This is a genomic window from Mesorhizobium sp. M0563 (assembly GCF_040321065.1).
Lineage (GTDB): Bacteria > Pseudomonadota > Alphaproteobacteria > Rhizobiales > Rhizobiaceae > Mesorhizobium.
In genome coordinates, this window is the sequence record NZ_JAMYQV010000014.1 from 56296 (window position 1) to 76778 (window position 20483).

At 63.5% G+C, this 20483-nt stretch carries 21 protein-coding genes and 1 pseudogene; 14 read left to right on the plus strand and 8 right to left on the minus strand.

The annotated features are described in order from the left end of the window. Together NKI50_RS18540 and NKI50_RS18545 are read right to left on the minus strand one after the other, a co-directional pair. Positions 1–534, minus strand: coding sequence for a CPBP family glutamic-type intramembrane protease (locus NKI50_RS18540; protein ID WP_023721061.1), 534 nt, complete (start codon positions 532–534; stop codon positions 1–3). 358 nt (positions 535–892) lie between these two features. Further along, positions 893–2751, minus strand: a pseudogene (locus NKI50_RS18545) (ABC transporter ATP-binding protein). Positions 2752–3121: 370 nt separating this feature from the next. Here NKI50_RS18545 and NKI50_RS18550 point away from each other — a divergent pair. Together NKI50_RS18550 and NKI50_RS18555 are read left to right on the plus strand one after the other, a co-directional pair. After that, on the plus strand, positions 3122–3709 hold the full coding sequence (locus NKI50_RS18550; RefSeq protein ID WP_352483530.1) for a YqaA family protein: 588 nt from the start codon (positions 3122–3124) through the stop codon (positions 3707–3709). A 29-nt stretch (positions 3710–3738) separates the two neighbouring features. Continuing rightward, on the plus strand, positions 3739–4257 hold the full coding sequence (locus NKI50_RS18555) for a disulfide bond formation protein B (protein ID WP_352641385.1): 519 nt from the start codon (positions 3739–3741) through the stop codon (positions 4255–4257). 230 nt (positions 4258–4487) lie between these two features. Here NKI50_RS18555 and NKI50_RS18560 read toward each other — a convergent pair whose 3' ends face one another. Further along, a complete protein-coding gene (locus NKI50_RS18560; protein ID WP_023677956.1) occupies positions 4488–5045 on the minus strand; it encodes an HNH endonuclease in 558 nt (185 codons plus the stop codon). A 129-nt stretch (positions 5046–5174) separates the two neighbouring features. Continuing rightward, positions 5175–5816: a DNA-3-methyladenine glycosylase family protein gene (locus NKI50_RS18565; RefSeq protein WP_023721065.1), complete on the minus strand. Its 642-nt coding sequence runs from the start codon at positions 5814–5816 to the stop codon at positions 5175–5177. A gap of 124 nt (positions 5817–5940) precedes the next feature. Here NKI50_RS18565 and gluQRS point away from each other — a divergent pair, with 124 nt between their 5' ends. After that, positions 5941–6816, plus strand: a complete 876-nt coding sequence (gluQRS, locus tag NKI50_RS18570; protein ID WP_023721066.1) for a tRNA glutamyl-Q(34) synthetase GluQRS — start codon at positions 5941–5943, stop codon at positions 6814–6816. A gap of 145 nt (positions 6817–6961) precedes the next feature. Then, complete coding sequence (locus NKI50_RS18575; protein WP_023721067.1) at positions 6962–7852, plus strand: DMT family transporter; 891 nt, start codon at positions 6962–6964, stop codon at positions 7850–7852. Here NKI50_RS18575 and NKI50_RS18580 read toward each other — a convergent pair. Beyond that, entirely contained in the window at positions 7819–8673 is an 855-nt protein-coding gene (locus NKI50_RS18580) for a YihY/virulence factor BrkB family protein (protein WP_031194564.1), read from the minus strand. The genes NKI50_RS18575 and NKI50_RS18580 overlap by 34 nt on opposite strands. A 57-nt stretch (positions 8674–8730) precedes the next feature. Here NKI50_RS18580 and NKI50_RS18585 point away from each other — a divergent pair, with 57 nt between their 5' ends. From NKI50_RS18585 to NKI50_RS18615, 7 genes are all read left to right on the plus strand, one after another. Beyond that, positions 8731–9597, plus strand: coding sequence for an SDR family oxidoreductase (locus NKI50_RS18585; protein ID WP_352641408.1), 867 nt, complete (start codon positions 8731–8733; stop codon positions 9595–9597). A 24-nt stretch (positions 9598–9621) separates the two neighbouring features. Beyond that, on the plus strand, positions 9622–9813 hold the full coding sequence (locus NKI50_RS18590; RefSeq protein ID WP_023677950.1) for a twin transmembrane helix small protein: 192 nt from the start codon (positions 9622–9624) through the stop codon (positions 9811–9813). Between the two features lie 29 nt (positions 9814–9842). After that, the gene (locus NKI50_RS18595) at positions 9843–10424 is read left to right on the plus strand and encodes a cob(I)yrinic acid a,c-diamide adenosyltransferase (protein ID WP_352717282.1); all 582 of its coding nucleotides are present in this window, start codon (positions 9843–9845) and stop codon (positions 10422–10424) included. Positions 10425–10449: 25 nt separating this feature from the next. Beyond that, entirely contained in the window at positions 10450–11253 is an 804-nt protein-coding gene (locus NKI50_RS18600; protein WP_352641379.1) for a rhomboid family intramembrane serine protease, read from the plus strand. Positions 11254–11462: 209 nt separating this feature from the next. Next, positions 11463–12212, plus strand: coding sequence for an electron transfer flavoprotein subunit beta/FixA family protein (locus tag NKI50_RS18605; protein ID WP_352641376.1), 750 nt, complete (start codon positions 11463–11465; stop codon positions 12210–12212). Between the two features lie 21 nt (positions 12213–12233). Then, entirely contained in the window at positions 12234–13163 is a 930-nt protein-coding gene (locus NKI50_RS18610) for an electron transfer flavoprotein subunit alpha/FixB family protein (RefSeq protein ID WP_352641373.1), read from the plus strand. Between the two features lie 114 nt (positions 13164–13277). Continuing rightward, on the plus strand, positions 13278–14156 hold the full coding sequence (locus tag NKI50_RS18615; RefSeq protein WP_023721073.1) for a 3-hydroxybutyryl-CoA dehydrogenase: 879 nt from the start codon (positions 13278–13280) through the stop codon (positions 14154–14156). Positions 14157–14165: 9 nt separating this feature from the next. Here NKI50_RS18615 and NKI50_RS18620 read toward each other — a convergent pair whose 3' ends face one another. Then, a complete protein-coding gene (locus NKI50_RS18620; protein WP_352641370.1) occupies positions 14166–14804 on the minus strand; it encodes an NrsF family protein in 639 nt (212 codons plus the stop codon). A 1-nt stretch (position 14805) separates the two neighbouring features. Next, on the minus strand, positions 14806–15348 hold the full coding sequence (locus NKI50_RS18625; protein WP_352548864.1) for a sigma-70 family RNA polymerase sigma factor: 543 nt from the start codon (positions 15346–15348) through the stop codon (positions 14806–14808). 202 nt (positions 15349–15550) lie between these two features. On the opposite strand from NKI50_RS18625, the gene NKI50_RS18630 reads away from it, so the two are divergent. From NKI50_RS18630 to NKI50_RS18640, 3 genes are all read left to right on the plus strand, one after another. Beyond that, the gene (locus tag NKI50_RS18630) at positions 15551–16558 is read left to right on the plus strand and encodes an iron ABC transporter substrate-binding protein (protein ID WP_352717286.1); all 1008 of its coding nucleotides are present in this window, start codon (positions 15551–15553) and stop codon (positions 16556–16558) included. Between the two features lie 169 nt (positions 16559–16727). Then, entirely contained in the window at positions 16728–18311 is a 1584-nt protein-coding gene (locus NKI50_RS18635; protein WP_352641365.1) for an ABC transporter permease, read from the plus strand. Beyond that, positions 18308–19390: an ABC transporter ATP-binding protein gene (locus tag NKI50_RS18640; RefSeq protein WP_023721080.1), complete on the plus strand. Its 1083-nt coding sequence runs from the start codon at positions 18308–18310 to the stop codon at positions 19388–19390. The genes NKI50_RS18635 and NKI50_RS18640 overlap by 4 nt, the downstream gene beginning before the upstream one ends. Before the next feature lie 22 nt (positions 19391–19412). On the opposite strand, the gene NKI50_RS18645 is transcribed toward NKI50_RS18640, so the two are convergent. Then, positions 19413–20480 carry a sn-glycerol-3-phosphate import ATP-binding protein UgpC gene (locus NKI50_RS18645; protein WP_023721081.1) on the minus strand — a complete coding sequence of 356 codons (1068 nt, stop codon included), beginning with the start codon at positions 20478–20480 and terminating at the stop codon, positions 19413–19415. Between the last annotated feature and the right edge of the window lie 3 nt (positions 20481–20483).

Consider the following 20483-nt stretch of genomic DNA (forward strand, 5'->3'; position numbering starts at 1 on the left):
CTACCTCAACAGCGGCCACAGAATGCCGATGAATGCTGACACCCCATCCATGAGCCAATGCGCCGTCGCCAGCGGCAGGATGCGGCGCACGCGCAGGTACACGAGGGTGATGAATGTCGAATGGGCGATAGGCGCCAAGAGCCGGTAGAGCATGAAGTGTGGGTCGAACGTCAGCGGCATCACGGCGTGCTGAAACGACCAGGAAAACGCTACGACGGCAACGGCAAATCCCGTGCTTCCCGACAAGACTTGGAAACGCGGCAGAAGATAGCCGTTATAGGTGGTCTGCTCCGTAATGCCCCAGACCAACGGAAAGATCAGCACCCCGTAAAGCGCAGGCAAGAGCGGCAAAGGTCCGTATATTTGCAGTGCATCAGGGTTGCCGTAGACCAACAGGCTGCTGGCGATGATCCCACCGTAGATGAAAACGAGGCTCGGGAGGATGAGCGCGACGCCCAACAACAGATCGCGCCCCAAGCGTTTGCGATCGAAGCTGATAAAATCGAGCAGCGTGATGCCCTCGCGCCCGTGCAAGCCACCACAGGAGACCAAGGCAGCCCGCGTCGATCAAACTGCCGTATGCCGGCAGCCAAGCCCCTGCGTCGCGCCAGGGCGTTGCCGAACCGTGCGCTGCATAAATGGCCGCAACCAGGCCCTGCGCGGCAACAGCGAACGCCGAGCGCGCGAACAACATCAAGGCGGGGCCGGACCATGTCAGCACGCCGGCAGATCGCCGCTCGAGAATGGCGGCACGGGAGTTCGGGACTGTGGCTTCGCTCATGATCGGCTTCCGAACGCTACGGTGGAAACGAGTTCAGCCAATTCCGGTTTCTGGAGTGAAAGCAGAATGTGTCGAGCCGGCCATGAGCAAAACATCATCACCGAGGGCGGCTCACATCTCCTCGATGGCGTCGGCAATGTAGCCGCCGGTCTGACGCTTCCACAGTCGGGCATAGAGCCCGTCGCGTTCCAACAGCGCCGATGGTTTTCCCTCCTCGACGATGCGGCCTTTGTCGAGGACGACGATCCGGTCCATCCTGGCAATGGTCGACAGGCGATGGGCGATGGCGATCACGGTCTTGCCCTCCATCAGAACCGCGAGCTTGGACTGGACCGCCGCCTCGGCTTCGCTGTCCAGTGCGGACGTCGCCTCATCGAGAACCAGGATTGGCGCATCCTTGAGCAACACCCGGGCGATCGCGACGCGTTGGCGCTGGCCGCCGGAAAGCTTCACGCCGCGATCGCCGACGAAAGCGTCGTAGCCGGTGCGGCCTTCAGCATCTCTGAGATCGGCGATGAAGCCGTCGGCCTCGGCCAGCAGCGCGGCGTGCTCCAACGCCTCCGGCGGGGCATCGGGCCGGCCGTAGCGGATGTTGTCGCCGACGGAGCGATGCAGCAGCGAGACGTCCTGGGTGACGACGCCGATGCTCTCCCGAAGGCTGGCCTGGGTCACGCTGCGGAGATCCTGTCCATCGATCAGGATCGCGCCGCCCTTCAGCTCGAAGAACCTTAGGAGCAGGCTGACAAGGGTCGACTTGCCGGCCCCGGAGAGGCCGACGAGCCCGACCTTCTCGCCTGCGCGCACGGTGAGCGACAGGTCTTCGATCACCCTTTGGCCCTCGCGGTATTCGAACTGGATGTTCTTGAACTCGACTTCGCCGGCCGTGACGTCGAGCGGGTTGGCGTTCGGCGCGTCTTTTATAGTCGGCGGCGTCGTCACGACCGGCATTGCGTCGCGGATCGTGCCCACCGCCTGGAAAATCTGCTGGCCCATCTGCAGGAAGGCACGGGAGTTGGCATTGAGCCGCTGAACGATGGCGATCGATGCGGCGAACTGGCCAATCGTGACAAAGCCGGCGACAAATCCCCAGAGCCCTATGGCAACGTTGGTGAGAAAGAGCGCAACATTGAGCAGGACGACGCCCATGTCGGTCGTCAGATAGATGCGCCTTTCGCGCTGCTGGGTCTCGATGGCGTTTTCCATGACGGTGCGCATTGCGCCCGCCTCGCTGTCTTCCGCCGCAAACAGCTTGACCATCTGGATGTTGCTGTAGAGGTCGGTCATGGCGCCGACAACAAGGCTGCGCCCCCGCGCCGAGCGGCGCGAGCGTTCGGAATATTGGGGCACCGCCACCACCGCAATGCCGATGTTGGCGGCGATCCAGACGAACACCGGAAGCGCCAGCGGCCAGGATAACGCGCCAAGCAGAACGAGCGAACCGACGAGCTGCACCAGAAACAGCGGTATTCTGTAAAAGGCCACGACGATCTGCTGCTGCACGGCGGATGCGACTTGCGAAATGCGCGACGCAACCTGACCTGCGAAGAGATCGTGGAAGAAGGCAAGGTCCTGGCGTTCCACCGCCTTGTGGCCCTGCCATTGCATCGCCGCCGGCATGCATACGGCCACCGTCTGCGAGTTCAGCGCATTGCCCAGGAAGATGAGCAACGGCAGCACGGGGAAAACCAGCACGCCGAGCACGACCAGCGTCGGCCAGTCCTCGTGCAGGAAAACCGCCGCGCCCTTCGCGCTCACCCCGTCGACGACGAACGAGGCCCCCAGATCGTCGCAAGGTTGATCCCCTCGATCGCCATCATCAAGACGGTAATGGCCGCAAGAGTGCCGCGGAACATCCTCGCGAAATGCAGGAGCAGCGCAAACGGCCCGCTCGCTGGCAGCGGCCCGGGTGGAATATCCAGCGGACGGATGAGCGTCTCAAAGGGGCGGTAAATGAAATCGGAGAACGTCATGGCGGCGCAAAGGGCGGATGGAAAGACAGGATGTGACAAAAATCGCCGTATTTAAACACGGATCGTGTTCGACGGGAAAACCCACGATTTATTAGATATTGCCTTGACGCACTTCAGGCGGGCAGGTGCTCGATGCCATGGCCTGGTCGTCAACTGGCCAAATCCCGACATCTGGGCTCGCTCAAGCCTCAGCCTTTCGATTTCGTGAAGCAGCTGCCATTGTGCAGCGCGGAAAATCTTTCTAGACAGGCGGCGCATGTCATTGAAGCGCACCTTGTCCGACGAGATTGATACGGCGCGCTTCCAAGTCTTGTTTGTACATGTCGTGACCCAAGACCACTACCGGTTTGGGCGTGCATTAGGAGTGCCGATGCTTCGCGGACTTTACGACTGGACCTTGTCGCTGGCGGCCAGCAAATCGGCCGAATGGTGGCTGGCCTTCATCGCCTTCGTCGAGAGCTCGGTGTTCCTGGTGCCGGCCGACGTGCTCTATCTGCCGATGGCGCTTTCGCGGCCGGATCGCGCCTATCGTTACGCGCTGGTCGCCACCGTCGCCTCGGTGCTGGGCGGCATCGCCGGCTGGTTCATCGGGCACTACGCCTATGACGCGGTGGCGCGGCCGATCCTCGAATTTTACGGCAAATATGACGAGTTCGAGGCGATGCGCGTCTCGTCGGGTGTTGGCTTCATCATCCTGATGCTGGTCACCTCCGGCCTCGCCCATTTGCCGCCGATCAAGGTGGTGACAATCCTGTCCGGCGTCATCGGCGTTCCTTTGCTGCTGTTCATCGTGCTGGCAATCGTTGCGCGCGGAGCTCGCTTCCTGTTTCTCGCCTGGCTCTTGCGCCGCTATGGCGAGCCGATCCGCCACTTCATCGAAAAGCGCCTTGGCCACATTGCGGGCGCCGGCGCCGCTGCCCTGATTTTGCTCTATATCGTCGTCAAATACGCCGTCTGAACGGCATCGAACCGAATGGACTGATTCCGATGACAGCGACCGTGAATGCCGATACCGGACGCCAGCGGCTGCGCACCGCCCTGTTCCTCGCCGTCGCCATGGCCGCCACAGTCGGCTCGGCGCTGGCCTTCCAGTATGTTGGCGGCTACATCCCTTGCAAGCTCTGCCTCGAGCAGCGCACCCCTTACTATGTCGGCGTGCCCTTGATGCTGCTGGCGGTGCTTGCGTCGGCCCTTAAGGCGCCCGCCTGGATAAGTCGTGGCCTGCTGGCCATTGGCGGCCTGCTGATGCTCTACGGCCTCTATCTCAGCGTTTATCACTCCGGCGTCGAATGGGCGTGGTGGCCGGGCCCGACCGATTGCACCGCAGCCGCCGGACCGGTGGACACCGGCGGCAAGGGCGTGCTCGACGCGCTCGACAAATTCGTCCCGCCCTTCTGCGACAAGGCGGCGCTCCGCATCCTCGGCCTGTCCTTGGCCGGCTGGAACGCCATCGCCAGCTTTGTCCTGGCAGTCGTCGCCTTCCGCAGCGCCTTTGCCCGCGATTGAGCGGTTCACCCTTGCGCCGACGCGAGATTATTCAAGAATTCGGCAGGCTGAGTCGTATCAAGTGATTATCGAGAACCGGAGCGGAGCGTACTAAAGTACGTGAGCACCAGCCTACGCCAGCCGTAGCCTTAACTACCACACCACGACCGCTCATGAATGCTTCGGCCGGCGAAGGCCGGAAGCGCAGAAAATCGCTTCAGACGGCCAGCCTCCCGAATTATCGGATGATCTCAAGGCTCCAGTTCGACATCCCAGTACAGATAATCCATCCAGCTTTCGTGCAGATGGTTGGGCGGGAACAGCCGGCCGTTATTATGCAAATCATGCACCGTCGGCTGGTAGGGCTTCTGCAGCGGCCACATCTTGGCGTGGGCCGGCATCATGCCGCCCTTCCTCAGATTGCAGGGCGAGCAGGCAGCGACGACATTCTCCCAGGTCGTGGCGCCGCCGCGATGGCGCGGAATGACATGGTCGAACGTCAGATCGTCCGGCGTGCCGCAATATTGGCACTGGAAACGGTCGCGCAGGAAGACGTTGAACCGGGTAAACGCCGGATGCCTCGACGGCTTCACGTAGGCCTTCAGGCTGACGACACTCGGCAGCTTCATCGAAAAGGTCGGCGAAGACACGGCGTGTTCGTATTCGGCGACGATGTTCACCCTCTCGAGGAACACCGCCTTGATGGCATCCTGCCAGGACCAGAGCGACAGGGGGTAATAGCTGAGCGGACGGTAATCCGCATTCAGCACCAGCGCTGGAAGCCCATCCGGAGATACGGCAACCGTCACGTCGTTGACCTCCTTCACCCTAGAACCGGTCGACGCGGATACTGTAAGCCCGACATGACAGGGATGTGAAGCGGATTGTCGATCATGCCGGGTCTCAAAAACGCATGATTTCAATGCTTTTTTGCGGATTCAGGCCGGAGGCGCGGCATCCCTGCCCTTCAATTCGCGATAATAAGCCCAGAAAAGCCGCGATGCGACACCGCGCCACGGGCTCCATGATTCGGCAAGCCGGATCAGCATTTTCTCCGGCGGACGCGGCTCGATGCCGAGTGCATGGCCGACCGCGCTCTGCAACGCAACATCGCGCGCCGGAAAGATATCTGGGTGTCCGGCGGCAAACAAAAGGTAGACTTCAGCCGTCCACGGGCCGATGCCCGGCACCTTGGTCATGGCAGCGATCGCTACCGTCGCATCGAGTTGGCAGAGGTGATCGAGGTCGAGCCCGTCGGCCACCGCCTGGGCGACGGCAATCAGGCCGCGCTGCTTGGGCCGCGACAGCCCGACCTCGCGGAAGACCGCCTCATCGGCGGCTAGTATCGCCTGCGGCGTCAGCGGATCGAGCAGTTTCGTCAGCCGGCCGAAGATGGCATCGGCGCTCGCGCGGGACACTTGTTGCGAAACGACGATCGAGGCAAGGCTCCTGAAGCCCGGCTCCGACAGCCTGAGCGGCACCTCGCCGGCCATGCCGCGCACCTTGTCCAGGCGCGGATCTAGCAGGCACAGCGCGTCCAGGCCTTCTACAATGTCGTCAAGGTTGGCGATGCGTTGCATGTCTGCTTGTTCCAAAATCAAAAGTGCCGCACACGCTTCGTCACGCGTCCCTCTGGACGCGCGACGCTGCCGGCGCAAAGTAGCAATTGGCGAAAGCGCCGCACAACCCGATTGCCGCCGGACAATGACACTGCTGACATTCCGCTTCGCGCCGAGCCCGAATGGCGAATTGCATCTCGGCCACGCCTATTCGGCACTGCTCAACCAGAAAATGGCCAAGGCGGCGGGCGGACGCCTGCTGCTGCGCATCGAGGACATCGACACGACACGCTGCACGCCGGAATTCGAGGCGGGCATTTTTCGCGACCTGAAATGGCTGGGGCTTGGCTGGGAGGAACCGGTGCGCCGCCAGTCCGAGCATTTTGCCGAATATCAGGCTATGCTCGAGCGTCTGATCGAAGAGGAGCTTGTCTATCCAGCCTTCATGAGCAGAAGTGAGATCCGCGCCTTCATCGCCGACAGCGAAAAGCGCGGTCGCGACTGGCCGCGCGACCCGGACGGCGTGCCCCTCTATCCCGCCGCCGACAAGGCGCTGCCGGCCAGCGAGCGTAAGCGGCGCATCGTCGAAGGTGCACCATTTGCCTGGCGGCTAGACGTCGATGCGGCAATGGCGCGGGTCGGCAGGGACCTGACATGGGCCGAATACACGGACGAGACGCTCTCTGGGACGCGTCATGTCGAGGCCCGACCGCAGGATTGGGGCGACGTGATCGTGGCGCGCCGCGAAATCCCGACCAGCTATCATCTCGCCGTCACCTTGGACGACGCGCTGCAGGGCGTCAGCCATGTCGTGCGCGGCCAGGACCTTTATTCCGCGACCAGCGTGCAGCGGCTGCTTCAGCAACTGCTTGGCCTGCCGCAGCCGGCCTATTTCCACCATCGCCTGATCCTCGGCCCGGATGGACGAAAACTGTCGAAGAGTCTTGGCGATACCGGCCTTGCCGCCCAGTGTAAGGCGGGCGCCTCGCCCGACGATGTCAGGCGGCTGGTCGGTCTTTAGACCGGTGAGCCGACGGCCATCAACGGCGCTCCTTCAATTCAAATGACTCTATGGATCAACCGTTTGGTTTTGCTTGCCGGCCCGAACGGCATTAAGCAATCGCCGCAGTCGATCCCTCACCCGAATTCACCGCGGCCTCCGGAAAATGCACAGCCTCAAGCGGTTCATCCCCGCCTCTTTCGTCGTCCTGTGGGCGACCGGCTTCATCGGCGCGCGCTATGCCATGCCGTGGGCCGAGCCTTTTACTTTCCTGGCTGCGCGCTTTGTCCTGGCCGCAATCCTGCTTGTCGCGTTGATGGCCGCGCTTGGTTCGAGCCGCGCCACCCGCGACGAGGCGCTGCACGCAGCCGGCGCCGGCATCCTGATGCATGGGGTCTATCTCGGCGGCGTGTTCTGGGCCATCCACCGGGGCATGCCCGCAGGGCTTTCAGCCCTGATCGTCGGCCTGCAGCCGCTGATCACGGCAGTGCTCGCCGGCCGGCTTCTGGGCGAGGCCATCCTGCCGCGCCACTGGGCCGGTCTCGGCCTCGGGTTGATCGGCGTGGTAATCGTGCTCTGGCCGAAGCTCGGCGCGCTCGGCGGCGGCGTGACCGCCGAAACATTGGGCGCCTCGCTGGTCTCCGTACTCGGCATGAGCGCCGGCACGATCTGGCAGAAGCGTTTCGCCTCCGGCGGCGATCTGGTGGCTGCCACGTTCTGGCAATATGTCGGCGGCGCATCGGTGATGGCTCTGGCCTCGCTCGCCTTCGAGACCCGAACGGTGATCGTCAACGGCGAACTGATCTTCGCCACGGCCTGGCTCGTGCTGGTGCTGTCGATCGGTGCCATCTTCCTGTTGATGGTAATGATCCGCGACGGCGAGATGTCGAAGGTCGCCTCGCTGTTTTACCTCGTGCCGGCCGTCACCGCGGTCATCGCCTGGACATTGTTCGGCGAGCAGCTGAGCCCACTCCAGATCGCCGGCATGGCCATCGCGACGCTCGGCGTCGGGCTGGCGACGGCTCAGCCACCGACGCGGGCGCGCGCCTCCAAATAGCGGCTGATCGCGGCGTTGAGCTCGCCGCCGAGGATGAAGATCGCCGAGACGATGTAGAGGAAGACAACGGCGATCATGATCGAGGCGAGGCCGGCATAGGTCGTCACATAGGACGAGAAATGGTCGAGATAGGCGGCGAAGATGGTCGACCCGATGAGCCAGCCGACCAGCGTGAAGATAATGCCAGGCACGATCGAAACGAACCGGCGCTTGCCGGCCGGCAACCAGAAATGCACGGCGAACAGGCCGCCGATGATGACGACCGAGGCGATGACGTAACGCCAGAGGGTGATCGTGCCCATATAGGGTTTTATCCATTCAAGATGAGATTCGGCCAGCCGCGCCAGCAATGGCGCAAAGACCAGCAGCACGCTGATCGCCAAAAACCCGGCCGTCGCGATCAGCACGAAGATGATGCTCTGCACCCGCCGGTAGATGATGCCGCGCGTTTCTGAGACACGATAGGCGCGGTTGAGCGAGGTGCGCAGCGCCTCGATGCCGTTCGAGGCGAAGTATCCGGCAAGCACGATACCGTAGGTCAACAGGTCGCTGCGCCTGACGGTAAGCACGTTGAGCACTTCGCGCGCGATCGGTTTGGCGATCTGCTCGGGCCATGTGTCGAACACAAGGTGCACGGCGGTGTCGGCGAAAGCCTGCGCGCCGAAAAAACTCGCCAGCGTCGTGGCGAAGATCAGGAAAGGAAAAAGCGCCATCAGCGCGGTGATCGCCAGATGGCTGGCCATTGCCCAGCCGTCGTCGGTGTTGAAATGGCCGAGCGCGTCGTAGAGCACGCGTTTGAGGGCTACGATCTTCCGCAACAAGAACCGCGTTCCCTTCGATTGTCCCGACGCCGCGAATATGGGAAGGGTTTGCGGCAAATGACAACCCTCGGTCAAACCACCATTCCTCCCGAAGAAGAGTTGCGCACCATCATTGTCACCGGTGCGTCTTCCGGAATAGGCGCCTATTGCGCCCATGCTCTTAAGAAGGAAGGCTGGCGGGTGTTCGCAACGGCCCGAAAGCCGGAAGATATCGCTACGCTCGAGGCCGACGGCATCGAGGCCTTTTATCTGGACTACACCGAGCCCGGATCGATCGAGGCGCTGGTGGCGTCGGTGCTGGAGCGGACCGGCGGCCGGCTCGATGCCCTTTTCAACAACGGCGCCTACGGGCAGCCCGGTGCCGTCGAGGACCTGCCGATCGAAGCTTTGCGGCAGCAGTTCGAGGCCAATGTCTTTGGCTGGCACGATCTCACTCGCCGTGTCGTACCGGTGATGCGCCGCCAGGGCCATGGTCGTCTCGTTCATTGCTCATCGATCCTCGGCCTCGCGCCGCTGCCTTTCCGTGGCGCTTACTCGGCATCGAAGCACGCCGTCGAGGGGCTGATGCTGTCCCTCTATCAAGAACTGCTCGGCAGCGGCATCCATGTTTCGCTGATCGAGCCGGGGGCGGTGAAATCGAAGATCGCCAGCAACAGCCTCCCCTGGTTCCTTGCGAACATCGATCACGAGAACTCAGTCCATCGCCTCGCCTATGCTGTGCAACTCAAACGGCTGCGGGCCGGCGGCAGCACATCGCGGCTGAAGCCCGGGCCGGAGGTGGTTTATGCCGCCTTGCGCCATGCGCTTCTGTCGCGGCGCCCGCGCCCGCATTATGTGGTAACTGTGCCGGCCAGGATCGGCGCGATCCTTAAACGCATCCTGCCGTCTTCGGTACTCTATCGTCTGCTCGCCAAACGCGCCTGAACGCAATCCAACCTGGAACACACCATGGCAACCGTCTTCAACATCCTCGCCGTTCTCGTTATGGTCGCCGTGGTGATCGTGCTGATCCGCGGCCTCATCAACATGATGCGCGGCGGCTCCAGCATGACCTCCAACAAGCTGATGCAGACGCGCGTGCTGTTGCAGTTCGTGGCCTTGGTGCTGATCATGCTGGCGGTGTATTTCACCCGTAAGTGACGCACCGGCCAGCAGCCGGGAGGTAACCCGTGGTCAAGCTCAACAAGATCTACACGCGCACCGGCGACGATGGCACCACCGGCCTCGGCTCTGGTGAGCGGCGGCTGAAATCCGACCTTCGCATTGACGCCTGCGGCACGGTTGACGAGGCAAATGCCTGCATCGGCATGGCTCGCATCCATACAGCGGCGGTAAATCCGGCGATCGATGCGATGCTCGGCCGCATCCAGAACGATCTTTTCGATCTCGGCGCCGATCTGGCAGTCCCCGATAATGGCAAGCCGCTCGACTACGAGCCGCTGCGCATCATCGCCTCGCAGACCGAGCGCATCGAACAGGACATCGACCTCCTCAACAAGGACCTTGAGCCGCTAAAATCCTTCGTACTCAACGGCGGTACGCCGGCCGCCGCCGCCCTTCACCTCGCCCGCACGGTGGCCCGCCGCGCCGAGCGCATCATGGTGGCGCTGTCGCAAGATCCAGACGAGCACGTCAATCGCGAGGCGATAAGATACATCAACCGGGTCTCGGACTTTCTGTTCGTCGCCGCACGCGCGGTCAATGACAATGGAAATGCCGACGTGCTATGGATTCCCGGCAAGAACCGCTGAATCCGCCGGAAGCGGGAGAGGCCCGATGTTCATTCCGCTCTACGACACCAACCGGCTGCGGCACATCAAGCTGCAATATGTGACGATCAGCCTGATCGCGCTCAATGTGTTGATCTATTTTGTAACAACACTTGGCGGCGAGGACTTCGCCAACGCCGCGGTATTGGGCCTCGGCTTCATCCCGTCGGTTGTGCATGACAGCGTCGAGCTCGCTCCGCAATTTGTCGTCATTCCGGAGAGCCTGAGCTATCTGACCTATTCCTTCCTGCACGCGGATATCTTCCACCTCGGCGGCAACATGCTGTTCCTGTGGGTGTTCGGCGACAATGTCGAGGATGCGCTCGGCCATGTCCGCTATCTCGTCTTCTACCTGCTTTGCGCCATTGCCGGCGCTTTCTTCCAGGGCTTGGTGGCCTGGGATTCGGAAGTGCCGCTGATCGGCGCGTCGGGCGCCATCGCCGGCGTCGTCGCCGCCTATCTGATCCTTTATCCGCGTGTGAAGGTATGGGTGCTGGTCTTCGCCCGCATCCCGTTGCGCATCCCGGCCTTCATCCCGCTCATCCTGTGGATCCTGTTCCAGATCTTCATGTTTGCCCAGGGTGGCGAGGACCAGGTCTCCTGGGCCTGCCACATCGGCGGCATCATCGCCGGAGCCGTGCTGGTGCTTGTCTTGCGCAGCCGCGGCGTGCCGCTACTCGCCGGCGCAGACGAGGAGCCGGCCGTGGTCGCCGGTCCGGTGCCCGTAGCCGTGGAGCCGGCGCCAAGCGACCCACAACCTGCGCAGCCGGCGCCGCGCTGGGGCCGGGGAAGCGTTTCCGGTCCGGACTGAACCGATTTGAGTGCTTTCGCCGAGGATCCGAGTGCACCCGGGATATTGACGGGCGGGGTCGCCGCAACTACGGAAGCGCCACCCTACTGGCGTGGCGAAGACCAGATTTCCGTCCGGAATGTCGGCTTTCGACAACTCTGAAGAGGTGCACGCTGCTATAGCGCGCCCGACGAGCGTGAAGAGACTATCGTGAAAGAGGTGACAGGCAAATGAAGATCCTTGTGCCCGTGAAGCGGGTTGTGGATGCAAACGTCAAGGTCCGGGTGAAGGCGGACGGTTCGGCGGTGGAACTCGCCAACGTCAAGATGGCGATGAACCCGTTCGACGAGATCGCGGTGGAAGAGGCGATCCGGCTGAAGGAAGCGGGCAAGGCCGAAGAGATCATCGTCGTGTCGATCGGGCCGCAACAGGCACAGGAGACCTTGCGCACGGCGCTCGCCATGGGCGCCGACCGCGCCATCCTGGTCAAGACCGACGAGCTGACTGAGCCGCTGGGCGTCGCCAAGGTGCTGAAGGGGGTCGTAGAGGCAGAACAGCCCGGCCTGGTCATTCTCGGCAAGCAGGCGATCGACGATGATTCCAACCAGACCGGCCAGATGCTGGCTGCACTTCTCGGCTGGGCGCAGGGCACCTTCGCCTCCAAGATCGTGCTCGACGGTGACAAGGCCACGGTGACGCGCGAGGTCGATGGCGGCCTGCAGACGCTGGAACTGAAGATGCCGGCAATCGTCACGGCCGATTTGCGGCTGAACCAGCCACGCTACGCGTCGCTGCCCAACATCATGAAGGCCAAGAAGAAGCCGCTCGACGAGAAGAGCCCTGCCGACTACGGCGCCGACGTCAAGCCGCGGCTGAAAGTGATCAAGACCGAGGAGCCGGGCGGCCGCAAGGCGGGCGTCAAGGTCAAGAGCGTCGCCGAACTGGTGGACAAGCTGAAAAACGAAGCCGGCGTGCTGTAAGGCCAGGAAGGGACAACAAAAATGACAATTCTTCTGATTGCCGAACACGACAACGCGGCGCTTTCCGACCAGACTGCCAAGGCGCTTTCGGCGGCGCTGCAGATCGGTTCGGACGTGCATGTGCTGGTTGCCGGCAAGGGCGCCAAGCCGGCAGCGGACGCCGCCGCCAAGCTCAAGGGCGTCACCAAGGTGCTGCTCGCCGACGCCGACGAACTGACCGAGCGTCTCGCCGAACCGCTGGCGGCGCTCGTCATTTCGCTTGCTGAGCCATACGACACGATCATTGCGCCGGCGACCTCGTCGGGCAAGAACGTCTCGCCGCGCGTCGCGGCCCTGCTCGATGTCGCCCAGATATCGGAAATCATCGAAGTCGTGTCGCCCGACATCTTCAAGCGGCCGATCTATGCCGGCAACGCCATCCAGACCGTGCAGTCGAGCGACGCCAAGAAGGTCATCACCGTGCGCACTGCTTCCTTTCAGGCAGCACCCGAGGGCGGTTCCGCGCCGGTCGAGACGGTTCAGGCGGCAGCCAATCCCGGCCTGTCGAGCTTTGTCGAGAACAAGCTGTCCGAGACCGACCGCCCGGAGCTGACCTCGGCCAGGATCATCATTTCGGGCGGCCGTGCGCTGGGCTCCTCCGAGAAGTTCCAGGAGGTCATCCTGCCGGTCGCAGACAAGCTCGGTGCGGCTGTCGGCGCATCTCGCGCCGCGGTCGATGCCGGCTATGCGCCGAACGACTGGCAGGTCGGCCAGACAGGCAAGGTGGTGGCGCCCGATCTCTATATTGCCGTCGGCATCTCCGGCGCCATCCAGCACCTTGCCGGCATGAAGGATTCAAAGGTCATCGTCGCCATCAACAAGGACGAGGAAGCGCCGATCTTCCAGGTCGCCGACTACGGCCTCGTCGGCGACCTCTTCGTCATTCTGCCGGAACTGCAAAAGGCGCTTTGACGCCGTCTGCCAAAGCGTATTAAATTCTGCGGGGTGGGGTAGACGAAGTCGCCCCGCCCTTTTAGTTTGCACTGCACAAAAAGCAGGCCGCAAAGGCCTTGACGGGATCGGGTAATGAGCAAGATCGAGACGATCGGCATCATCGGCGCGGGCCAGATGGGTGGCGGCATCGCCCATGTATCGGCGCTGGCGGGCTACAAGGTGCTGGTTTACGACATTTCGCCCGACCGCATCGAAAAGGGCATTGCTACGGTCAGCGGCAACATGGCCCGTCAGGTCGGCTCCGGCAAACTTGAGGAAAAGCTGCGCAACGAGGCGATGGCGCGCATTTCCGCGGCGCCGGCCATGGCCGACCTTGCGGGCGCCGATCTGGTGATCGAAGCGGCGACCGAAGACGAGACAGTCAAACGCAAGATCTATGCTCAGCTCTGCCCGCAGCTCAACCCCGAGGCCATCCTGGCGACGAACACCTCGTCGATCTCGATCACCCGGCTGGCTTCGCAGACCGACCGCCCGGAACGCTTCATCGGCATACATTTCATGAACCCGGTTCCGGTGATGAAGCTGGTCGAGCTGGTGCGCGGCATCGCCACCGAGGACCAGACCTTCGAGGCAGCAAAAACCTATGTGAAGCAGCTCGACAAGACGATCACCGTCTCGGAGGATTTCCCGGCCTTCATCGTCAACCGCATCCTGCTGCCGATGATCAACGAGGCGATCTACACGCTCTATGAAGGTGTCGGCTCGGTCGACGCCATCGATACCGCCATGAAGCTCGGCGCCAACCATCCGATGGGGCCGCTGCAGCTTGCCGACTTCATCGGGCTGGATACCTGCTTGTCGATCATGCAGGTGCTGCATGACGGCCTGTCGGATTCGAAATACCGCCCCTGCCCGCTGCTGGTCAAATATGTCGAGGCCGGTTGGCTCGGCCGCAAGACCGGGCGCGGCTTCTACGACTATCGCGGCGAGCATCCCGTTCCGACGCGCTGATCGCCACCGCTACCAGCGCACGAAAAGCCGTCCGCCGACCGCCCCGAGCGCGGCAAGGCCGGCGATCGCGATCGTATACCAGGTGCCGACGAAAAGCGGCGAATCGTCGAAGCAATGCGCTGCATAGAAGGTCGCCGCCAGCCCGCCGGCAAGCAGGCCCGCGGTCGCACCGGCAAGCACCGGCCTTGTTGGCGCGCCATGGCGCAGCACCGCGAGAAAGACGGCAAGCGGGCCGATGCCGATCAACGGAATGAAGGTCAGGCAGATGACCATGTTCGTGCCGACCAGGCGCGTGCCCCAGTCGGACGCAGGCACGACGAGGAGTTCGAGAATCACGGCCATAATCACCAGCAGCGGCGCGGCGATCATCCAGCTCGCCGCCCGCCCTGTCGATGCACCGGGCGTCGACAGCGCGCGGACGAGGGCAAAGGCGCTGGCGGCTAGAGCAATCGTGAAGACGAATTTGGACAGGAACCGCATCGTGTGCATGGCAAATGCGATGTCGGGACGTGGGCCGATCGTCAGCCAGAAAACCGCGGCCGCGATCACGATGGCCGCGCCGGTTGCAAGCAACCAGGCGGCGCCCAGCGGCAGCGCCTTGCTGCGGACATCGGCATCGAGCGCCTTGATAAGATCTTCGGTCCTCATGCTATTCCCGCCCCGCCCCGAACCGTTTGGCAATGGCGGCAAGCCCGCGGTGTAGTGACACCCGCACAGCCGTCTCGCTGATGCCGAATTTCGCCGCCGTCTCGCCGATCGAACGGCCTTCGACCGACACGGCCGAGACGACCGAACGCTGCGCCGGCGGCAGGCAGTCGAGTGCCCGGTTGACGTCACGCTCGCTGACCGTCTCCGATTCCGGCTCGGCAAAGGTCTCGGCGATTTCGTCGATCTCGATCTCGATCCGCCGGCCGCGCCGCCGGAACGCATCGATCAGCTTGAAGCGGGCTATTGCATAAACCCAAGGCAGCACCGGCGCATCATGGCGCCAGGTATGTCGTTTCACATGAATGGCCAGCAAGGTTTCCTGCACGACATCCTCGGGATCGACCCCGCCTTGCACGATCTTGCGCCGGGCAAAGCCACGAACGAGGGCGGCGATCCGGTGCAGAAAGTCGGCATAGGCCCTTTCGTCTCCGGCGATTGCGGCCCGCAGCAGCCGGGAAAGCTCGGCTTCGTCCTTGCCGCTCACAAGAGTTCACTCCCCGATATTCGCGTCTCGGCGCTGATTTGTTACGTGGCCGGCGAAATAATGTCCAAGGCAAATTAGCTGAGCATCACGAAAGTTTGCTCCTTTTGAGCGATTGAGCAGGCCAGCAATGTTGACTGCGCTAGTCATGTATTGATAGGTGCAGCATACCAAGCCAAAGACCATCGAAATCGAGGACGATGCCATGAAATATGCTCTTTCCGCCCTTGCCGGTGCGACAGCACTTGCAATCAGCCTGATCGCCGGCCCGGCGTTAGCCGAGGACGAGGGCATCGTCGTCTACAACGCCCAGCACGAAAACCTGACCAAGGCCTGGGCGGAAGGATTCACCAAGGAAACCGGCATCAAGGTCACCGTCCGGAACGGCGGCGACAGCGATTTCTCCAATCAGATCGTTGCTGAGGGGTCCTCTTCGCCAGCTGATGTGTTCCTGACGGAAAACTCACCGGCCATGGTGCTGGTCGAGACAGCCGGCCTGTTCGCGCCGGTCAACGCCGAGACGCTGGCCCAGGTTCCGCAGGAGTACCAGCCGGCGAGCGGCAAATGGGTCGGCGTTGCCGCGCGCAGCACCGTCTTTGCCTACAACAAGACCAAGCTGACCGCCGACCAGCTGCCCAAATCGCTGCTCGATCTCGCCGATCCGAGCTGGAAGGGCCGTTGGGCCGCTTCGCCCTCCGGCGCGGATTTCCAGGCGATCGTCAGCGCCTTGCTGCAGCTCAAGGGTGAGACTGCCACGGCCGACTGGCTGAAGGCGATGAAAGAGAATTTTACCGCCTACAAGGGCAACAGCACGGTGATGAAGGCGGTCAATGCCGGCGAGGTCGAAGGCGGCGTGATCTATCACTACTACTACTACGGCGATCAGGCCAAGACCGGCGAGAACAGCAAGAATGTCGAGTTGCACTATTTCAAGCACGAGGACCCCGGCGCTTTCGTCTCGGTTTCCGGCGGCGGTGTGCTGGCCACGAGCAAGCACCCGAAGGAAGCCCAGGCTTTCCTGAAATGGGTCACCGGCAAGGGCGGCCAGGACGTGCTGAAAACCGGCGATTCGTTCGAATACGCAGTCGGCAAGGGCGCCGAGTCCAATCCGAAGCTGGTGCCGCTGGCCGATCTGCAGGCGCCGAAAGTCGACCCGACGGCGCTGAACTCGAAAAAGGTGACCGACCTGATGACGGCGGCCGGCTTGCTTTAGCCGGCGTTCGTCCTAAAAGGGCAACCGACTGCGCTCCTGTGGGAATTCGCTTTCCGCGGGAGCGCTCTGTTTTCAAAATGGCATTTGCCCATGACCACAAGCTGCTCGCCACATTGTCGGCCGCCGATCGTTTCCGCCTCCGGGCGGACCCGGCGCAACGTCTGATCTGATGCAGTCTGCGATCGATCTCGCACCTTCAGGCTTGCCGGCCGACACCACGGCCGTGCGGGCACGTCGTTGGTCGGTCTCATGGATTGCGTTGGCTGCCGTCTTTGTCTCGCTTTTCGCGCTGCTGCCGCTTGCCTTCATCGTCTGGGTGGCGGTGCAGACCGGCTGGGAAACGGTGGCGGCGCTGGTGTTCAGGCCGCGCGTCGGCGAGCTTCTGGTCAACACCAGCCTGCTGGTGGTGCTGGCGGTGCCGATCTCGATCGTGCTGTCGGTGGCGCTGGCTTGGCTGACGGAGCGCAGCGATCTGCCGGGTGCCCGCTTATGGGCCTGGCTGTCGGTGGCGCCGCTCGCCATTCCCGCCTTCGTCCACAGTTACGCCTGGATCACCATGGTGCCCAGACTGCACGGCCTGTGGGCCGGCGTGCTTGTGTCCGTCATCGCCTATTTCCCCTTCCTTTATCTGCCGGTGGCGGCGGCATTGCGCCGGCTCGATCCCGCTCTCGAAGATGCAGCGGCAGCCCTCGGGCTCGGCCCGTGGCGGGTGTTTCGGCGTGTCGTACTGCCGCAGCTCAGGCTCGCCATCTGCGGCGGCTCCCTGCTGGTCGGCCTGCACCTCCTGGCCGAATACGGGCTCTACGTGTTCATCCGCTTTGACACCTTCACCACGGCGATCGTCGATCAGTTCCAGTCGACCTTCAACGGCCCGGCCGCCAACATGCTGGCCGGCGTCCTGGTGACCTGCTGTTTCGTGCTGCTCGGGCTGGAGGTGCTGGTGCGCGGCGAGGAACGCTATGCCCGCGTCGGCTCGGGCGCTGCGCGCCACCAGCAGCGCACGAGCCTGGGGCGCGCCACCATCCCTTGCCTGCTGCTGCCCGCTGTCACCACGCTGCTGGCGCTGGGCGTGCCGTTCGTCACCATCGGCCGCTGGCTACTGGCTGGCGGCGCCGATGTCTGGCGGCTCGACGAGATCGGCCTGGCGCTCAGCCAGACACTGTTCCTGGCGATAGCCGGCGCGCTGCTCGCTACCGTCGCGGCAATGCCGATGGCGTGGATTTCGATCCGCGCGCCGGGGCGGCTGCAACGCGTCCTGGAAGGCTGCAACTATATCGTCGGCGCGTTGCCCGGCGTCGTCATCGCGCTGGCGCTGGTCACCATCACCGTGCGTATCGCCATGCCGCTCTACCAGACCTTGTTCACCATCCTGGTCGCCTATGCGCTGATGTTCCTGCCGCGCGCCCTGATAAGCCTCAGGGCGTCAATCGCACAGGCGCCGGTCGAGCTCGAACGCGCCGCCTCCAACCTCGGCCGGTCGCCCCTCAAGGCACTGTGGTCGACGACGATCCGCCTGTCGGCGCCGGGCGCCGCGGCCGGCATGGCATTGGTCGCGCTCGGCATCATGAACGAATTGACCGCAACCCAGATGCTGGCGCCCAACGGCACCCGCACGCTGGCGATGGCGTTCTGGTCCTATAGCGGCGAGATCGACTATGCGTCGGCGGCGCCTTATGCCCTGATCATGGTGGCGATGTCGCTGCCTTTGACCTGGCTGCTCTACGTCCAGTCGAAGCGGATGGCCGGGCGATGAGCTTTCTCGAGCTGAGCGGCATCCACAAGCACTACGGCCCGGTGGCAGCACTTGCCGGCGTCGACCTCAGCGTGGCCAGCGGCAGCCGAACGGCGATCGTCGGGCCATCCGGTTGTGGCAAGACCACCTTGCTGCGGCTGATCGCCGGCTTCGAGGCGCCGGACCAGGGCCGCATCGTGCTCGATGGCGAGGTGCTGGCCGATGGCGACACGGCCGTGCCGGCGCATCGCCGCGGCATCGGGCTGGTGGCGCAGGACGGCGCTCTGTTCCCGCATCTGAGCATCGCCGCCAATATCGGGTTCGGCATGGGCCGTCACGAGGAAAAGCGGAGCGAGCGCATCGCCGAGCTCGCCTATGTCGTCGGGCTGGACAAAGGGATCCTGAAGCGCCGCCCGCACGAACTCTCCGGCGGCCAGCAGCAGCGCGTCGCGCTCGCCCGCGCCATGGCCATGAAGCCGCGGCTGATGCTGCTCGACGAGCCGTTCTCGGCGCTCGACACCGGCCTGCGCGCCTCAATGCGCAAGGCCGTGGCCGAGCTCCTCGAAACGGCCGGCATCACCACCATCCTGGTCACCCATGATCAGGCCGAGGCGCTGTCATTCGCCAGCCAGGTCGCGGTGATGCGCGACGGCAAATTCTCGCAGGTCGGCACGCCGCGCGAGCTCTATTTCAAGCCGAAGGACCGGATGATCGCCGAGTTCCTCGGTGACGCCATCGTCCTGCCGGCCAGGATCGCCGATGGCGTTGCCACCTCGCCGCTCGGCCGCATCGCCGTCGACAGCACGGAGCGGCGCGACGTCGCCCGCATCATGCTACGGCCGGAGCAGGTGCTGCTGAAACGGACATCGCGTGAAGGCATGTCCGGCACGCCGGACATGCTGTTCGGCGAGGTGACGGAATCCGAATTCGCCGGCTCGATGTGCACGATCGCGGTGCGTCTCTTGAACAGCCCCGATCCGCCCGATGCTGCCGCCATCGGCAACACGCCGTTGATCCTGCGCAAGCCGGGCATGGACGCGCCGGCGATCGGCGAGATCGTCCGGCTGACCGTGTCGGGCAAGGCGCATGTGTTTGCCTGAACGGTTTTGCGCAAGGCCGACCTCAATCGACCCGTTTACCGGCCTGATCGAACCAGTGCAGCTTTTCAGACCTGGCCACGACGCGCAATTGGTCGCCTGGCTTGGCGCTGGCGCGGCCTGAGACGCGCACGACGATACGGCTGCCGGCTGCCGCGCAGTGGAGAAAGCTTTCGGCACCGACCGGCTCGACTGCTTCCACTGTCGCCGGCAACGCGAGCGCGCCGGCCGGCGCCTCTGCCGCGAAGGTGATATCGGCATCCTCCGGACGAAAGCCGAGTGTCACCGCCTTGCTTTGTCCAGGCGCCGAGCCAATCACCATCCCGTCCGCCAATACCGAGCCTGGAGAGGCCCCCGTGAGGGCCAGCAGATTCATCGGCGGCGCGCCGATGAAGGAAGCAACGAAGGTCGAGGCCGGCTTCTCGTACACGTCGAGCGGCGCGCCGATCTGCTCGACCAGGCCGGCGTTCATGACGACAAGGATGTCGGCCAGCGTCATCGCCTCAAGTTGGTCGTGGGTGACATAAACCGAGGTGACGCCAAGCGAGCGCTGCAAATTCTTGATCTCGACGCGCATCTGCCCGCGCAATTTCGCATCGAGGTTGGACAGCGGTTCGTCGAACAGGAAGACTTTCGGGTTGCGCACGATGGCACGGCCCATGGCGACACGCTGGCGCTGACCGCCGGAAAGCTCGCGCGGGCGCCGGTCGAGCAGCCCCGAAAGCTCCAGCACCTTGGCAGTCGAGCGTACCCTGCTGTCTATCTCGTCCTTCGGCGTGCCGCGGTTGCGCAGGCCATAGGCCATGTTGTCGTAGACCTTCATATGCGGGTAGAGCGCATAGTTCTGGAACACCATGGCGATGTCGCGCTCGGTCGGGCCAATGGCGTTGACCACCTTGCCGTCGATGGCGACTGTACCGGCCGAAATCGTCTCGAGCCCGGCGATCATCCTCAGCAGCGTGGACTTGCCGCACCCGGAGGGGCCGACCAGCACGCAAAGCTCCTTGTCGGGAATGGCGATGGAAACGCCCTTCACGGCCTCGACGCCGCCGGGATAGATCTTCTTGACATCCTTCAGATCGACGGTCGCCATCGG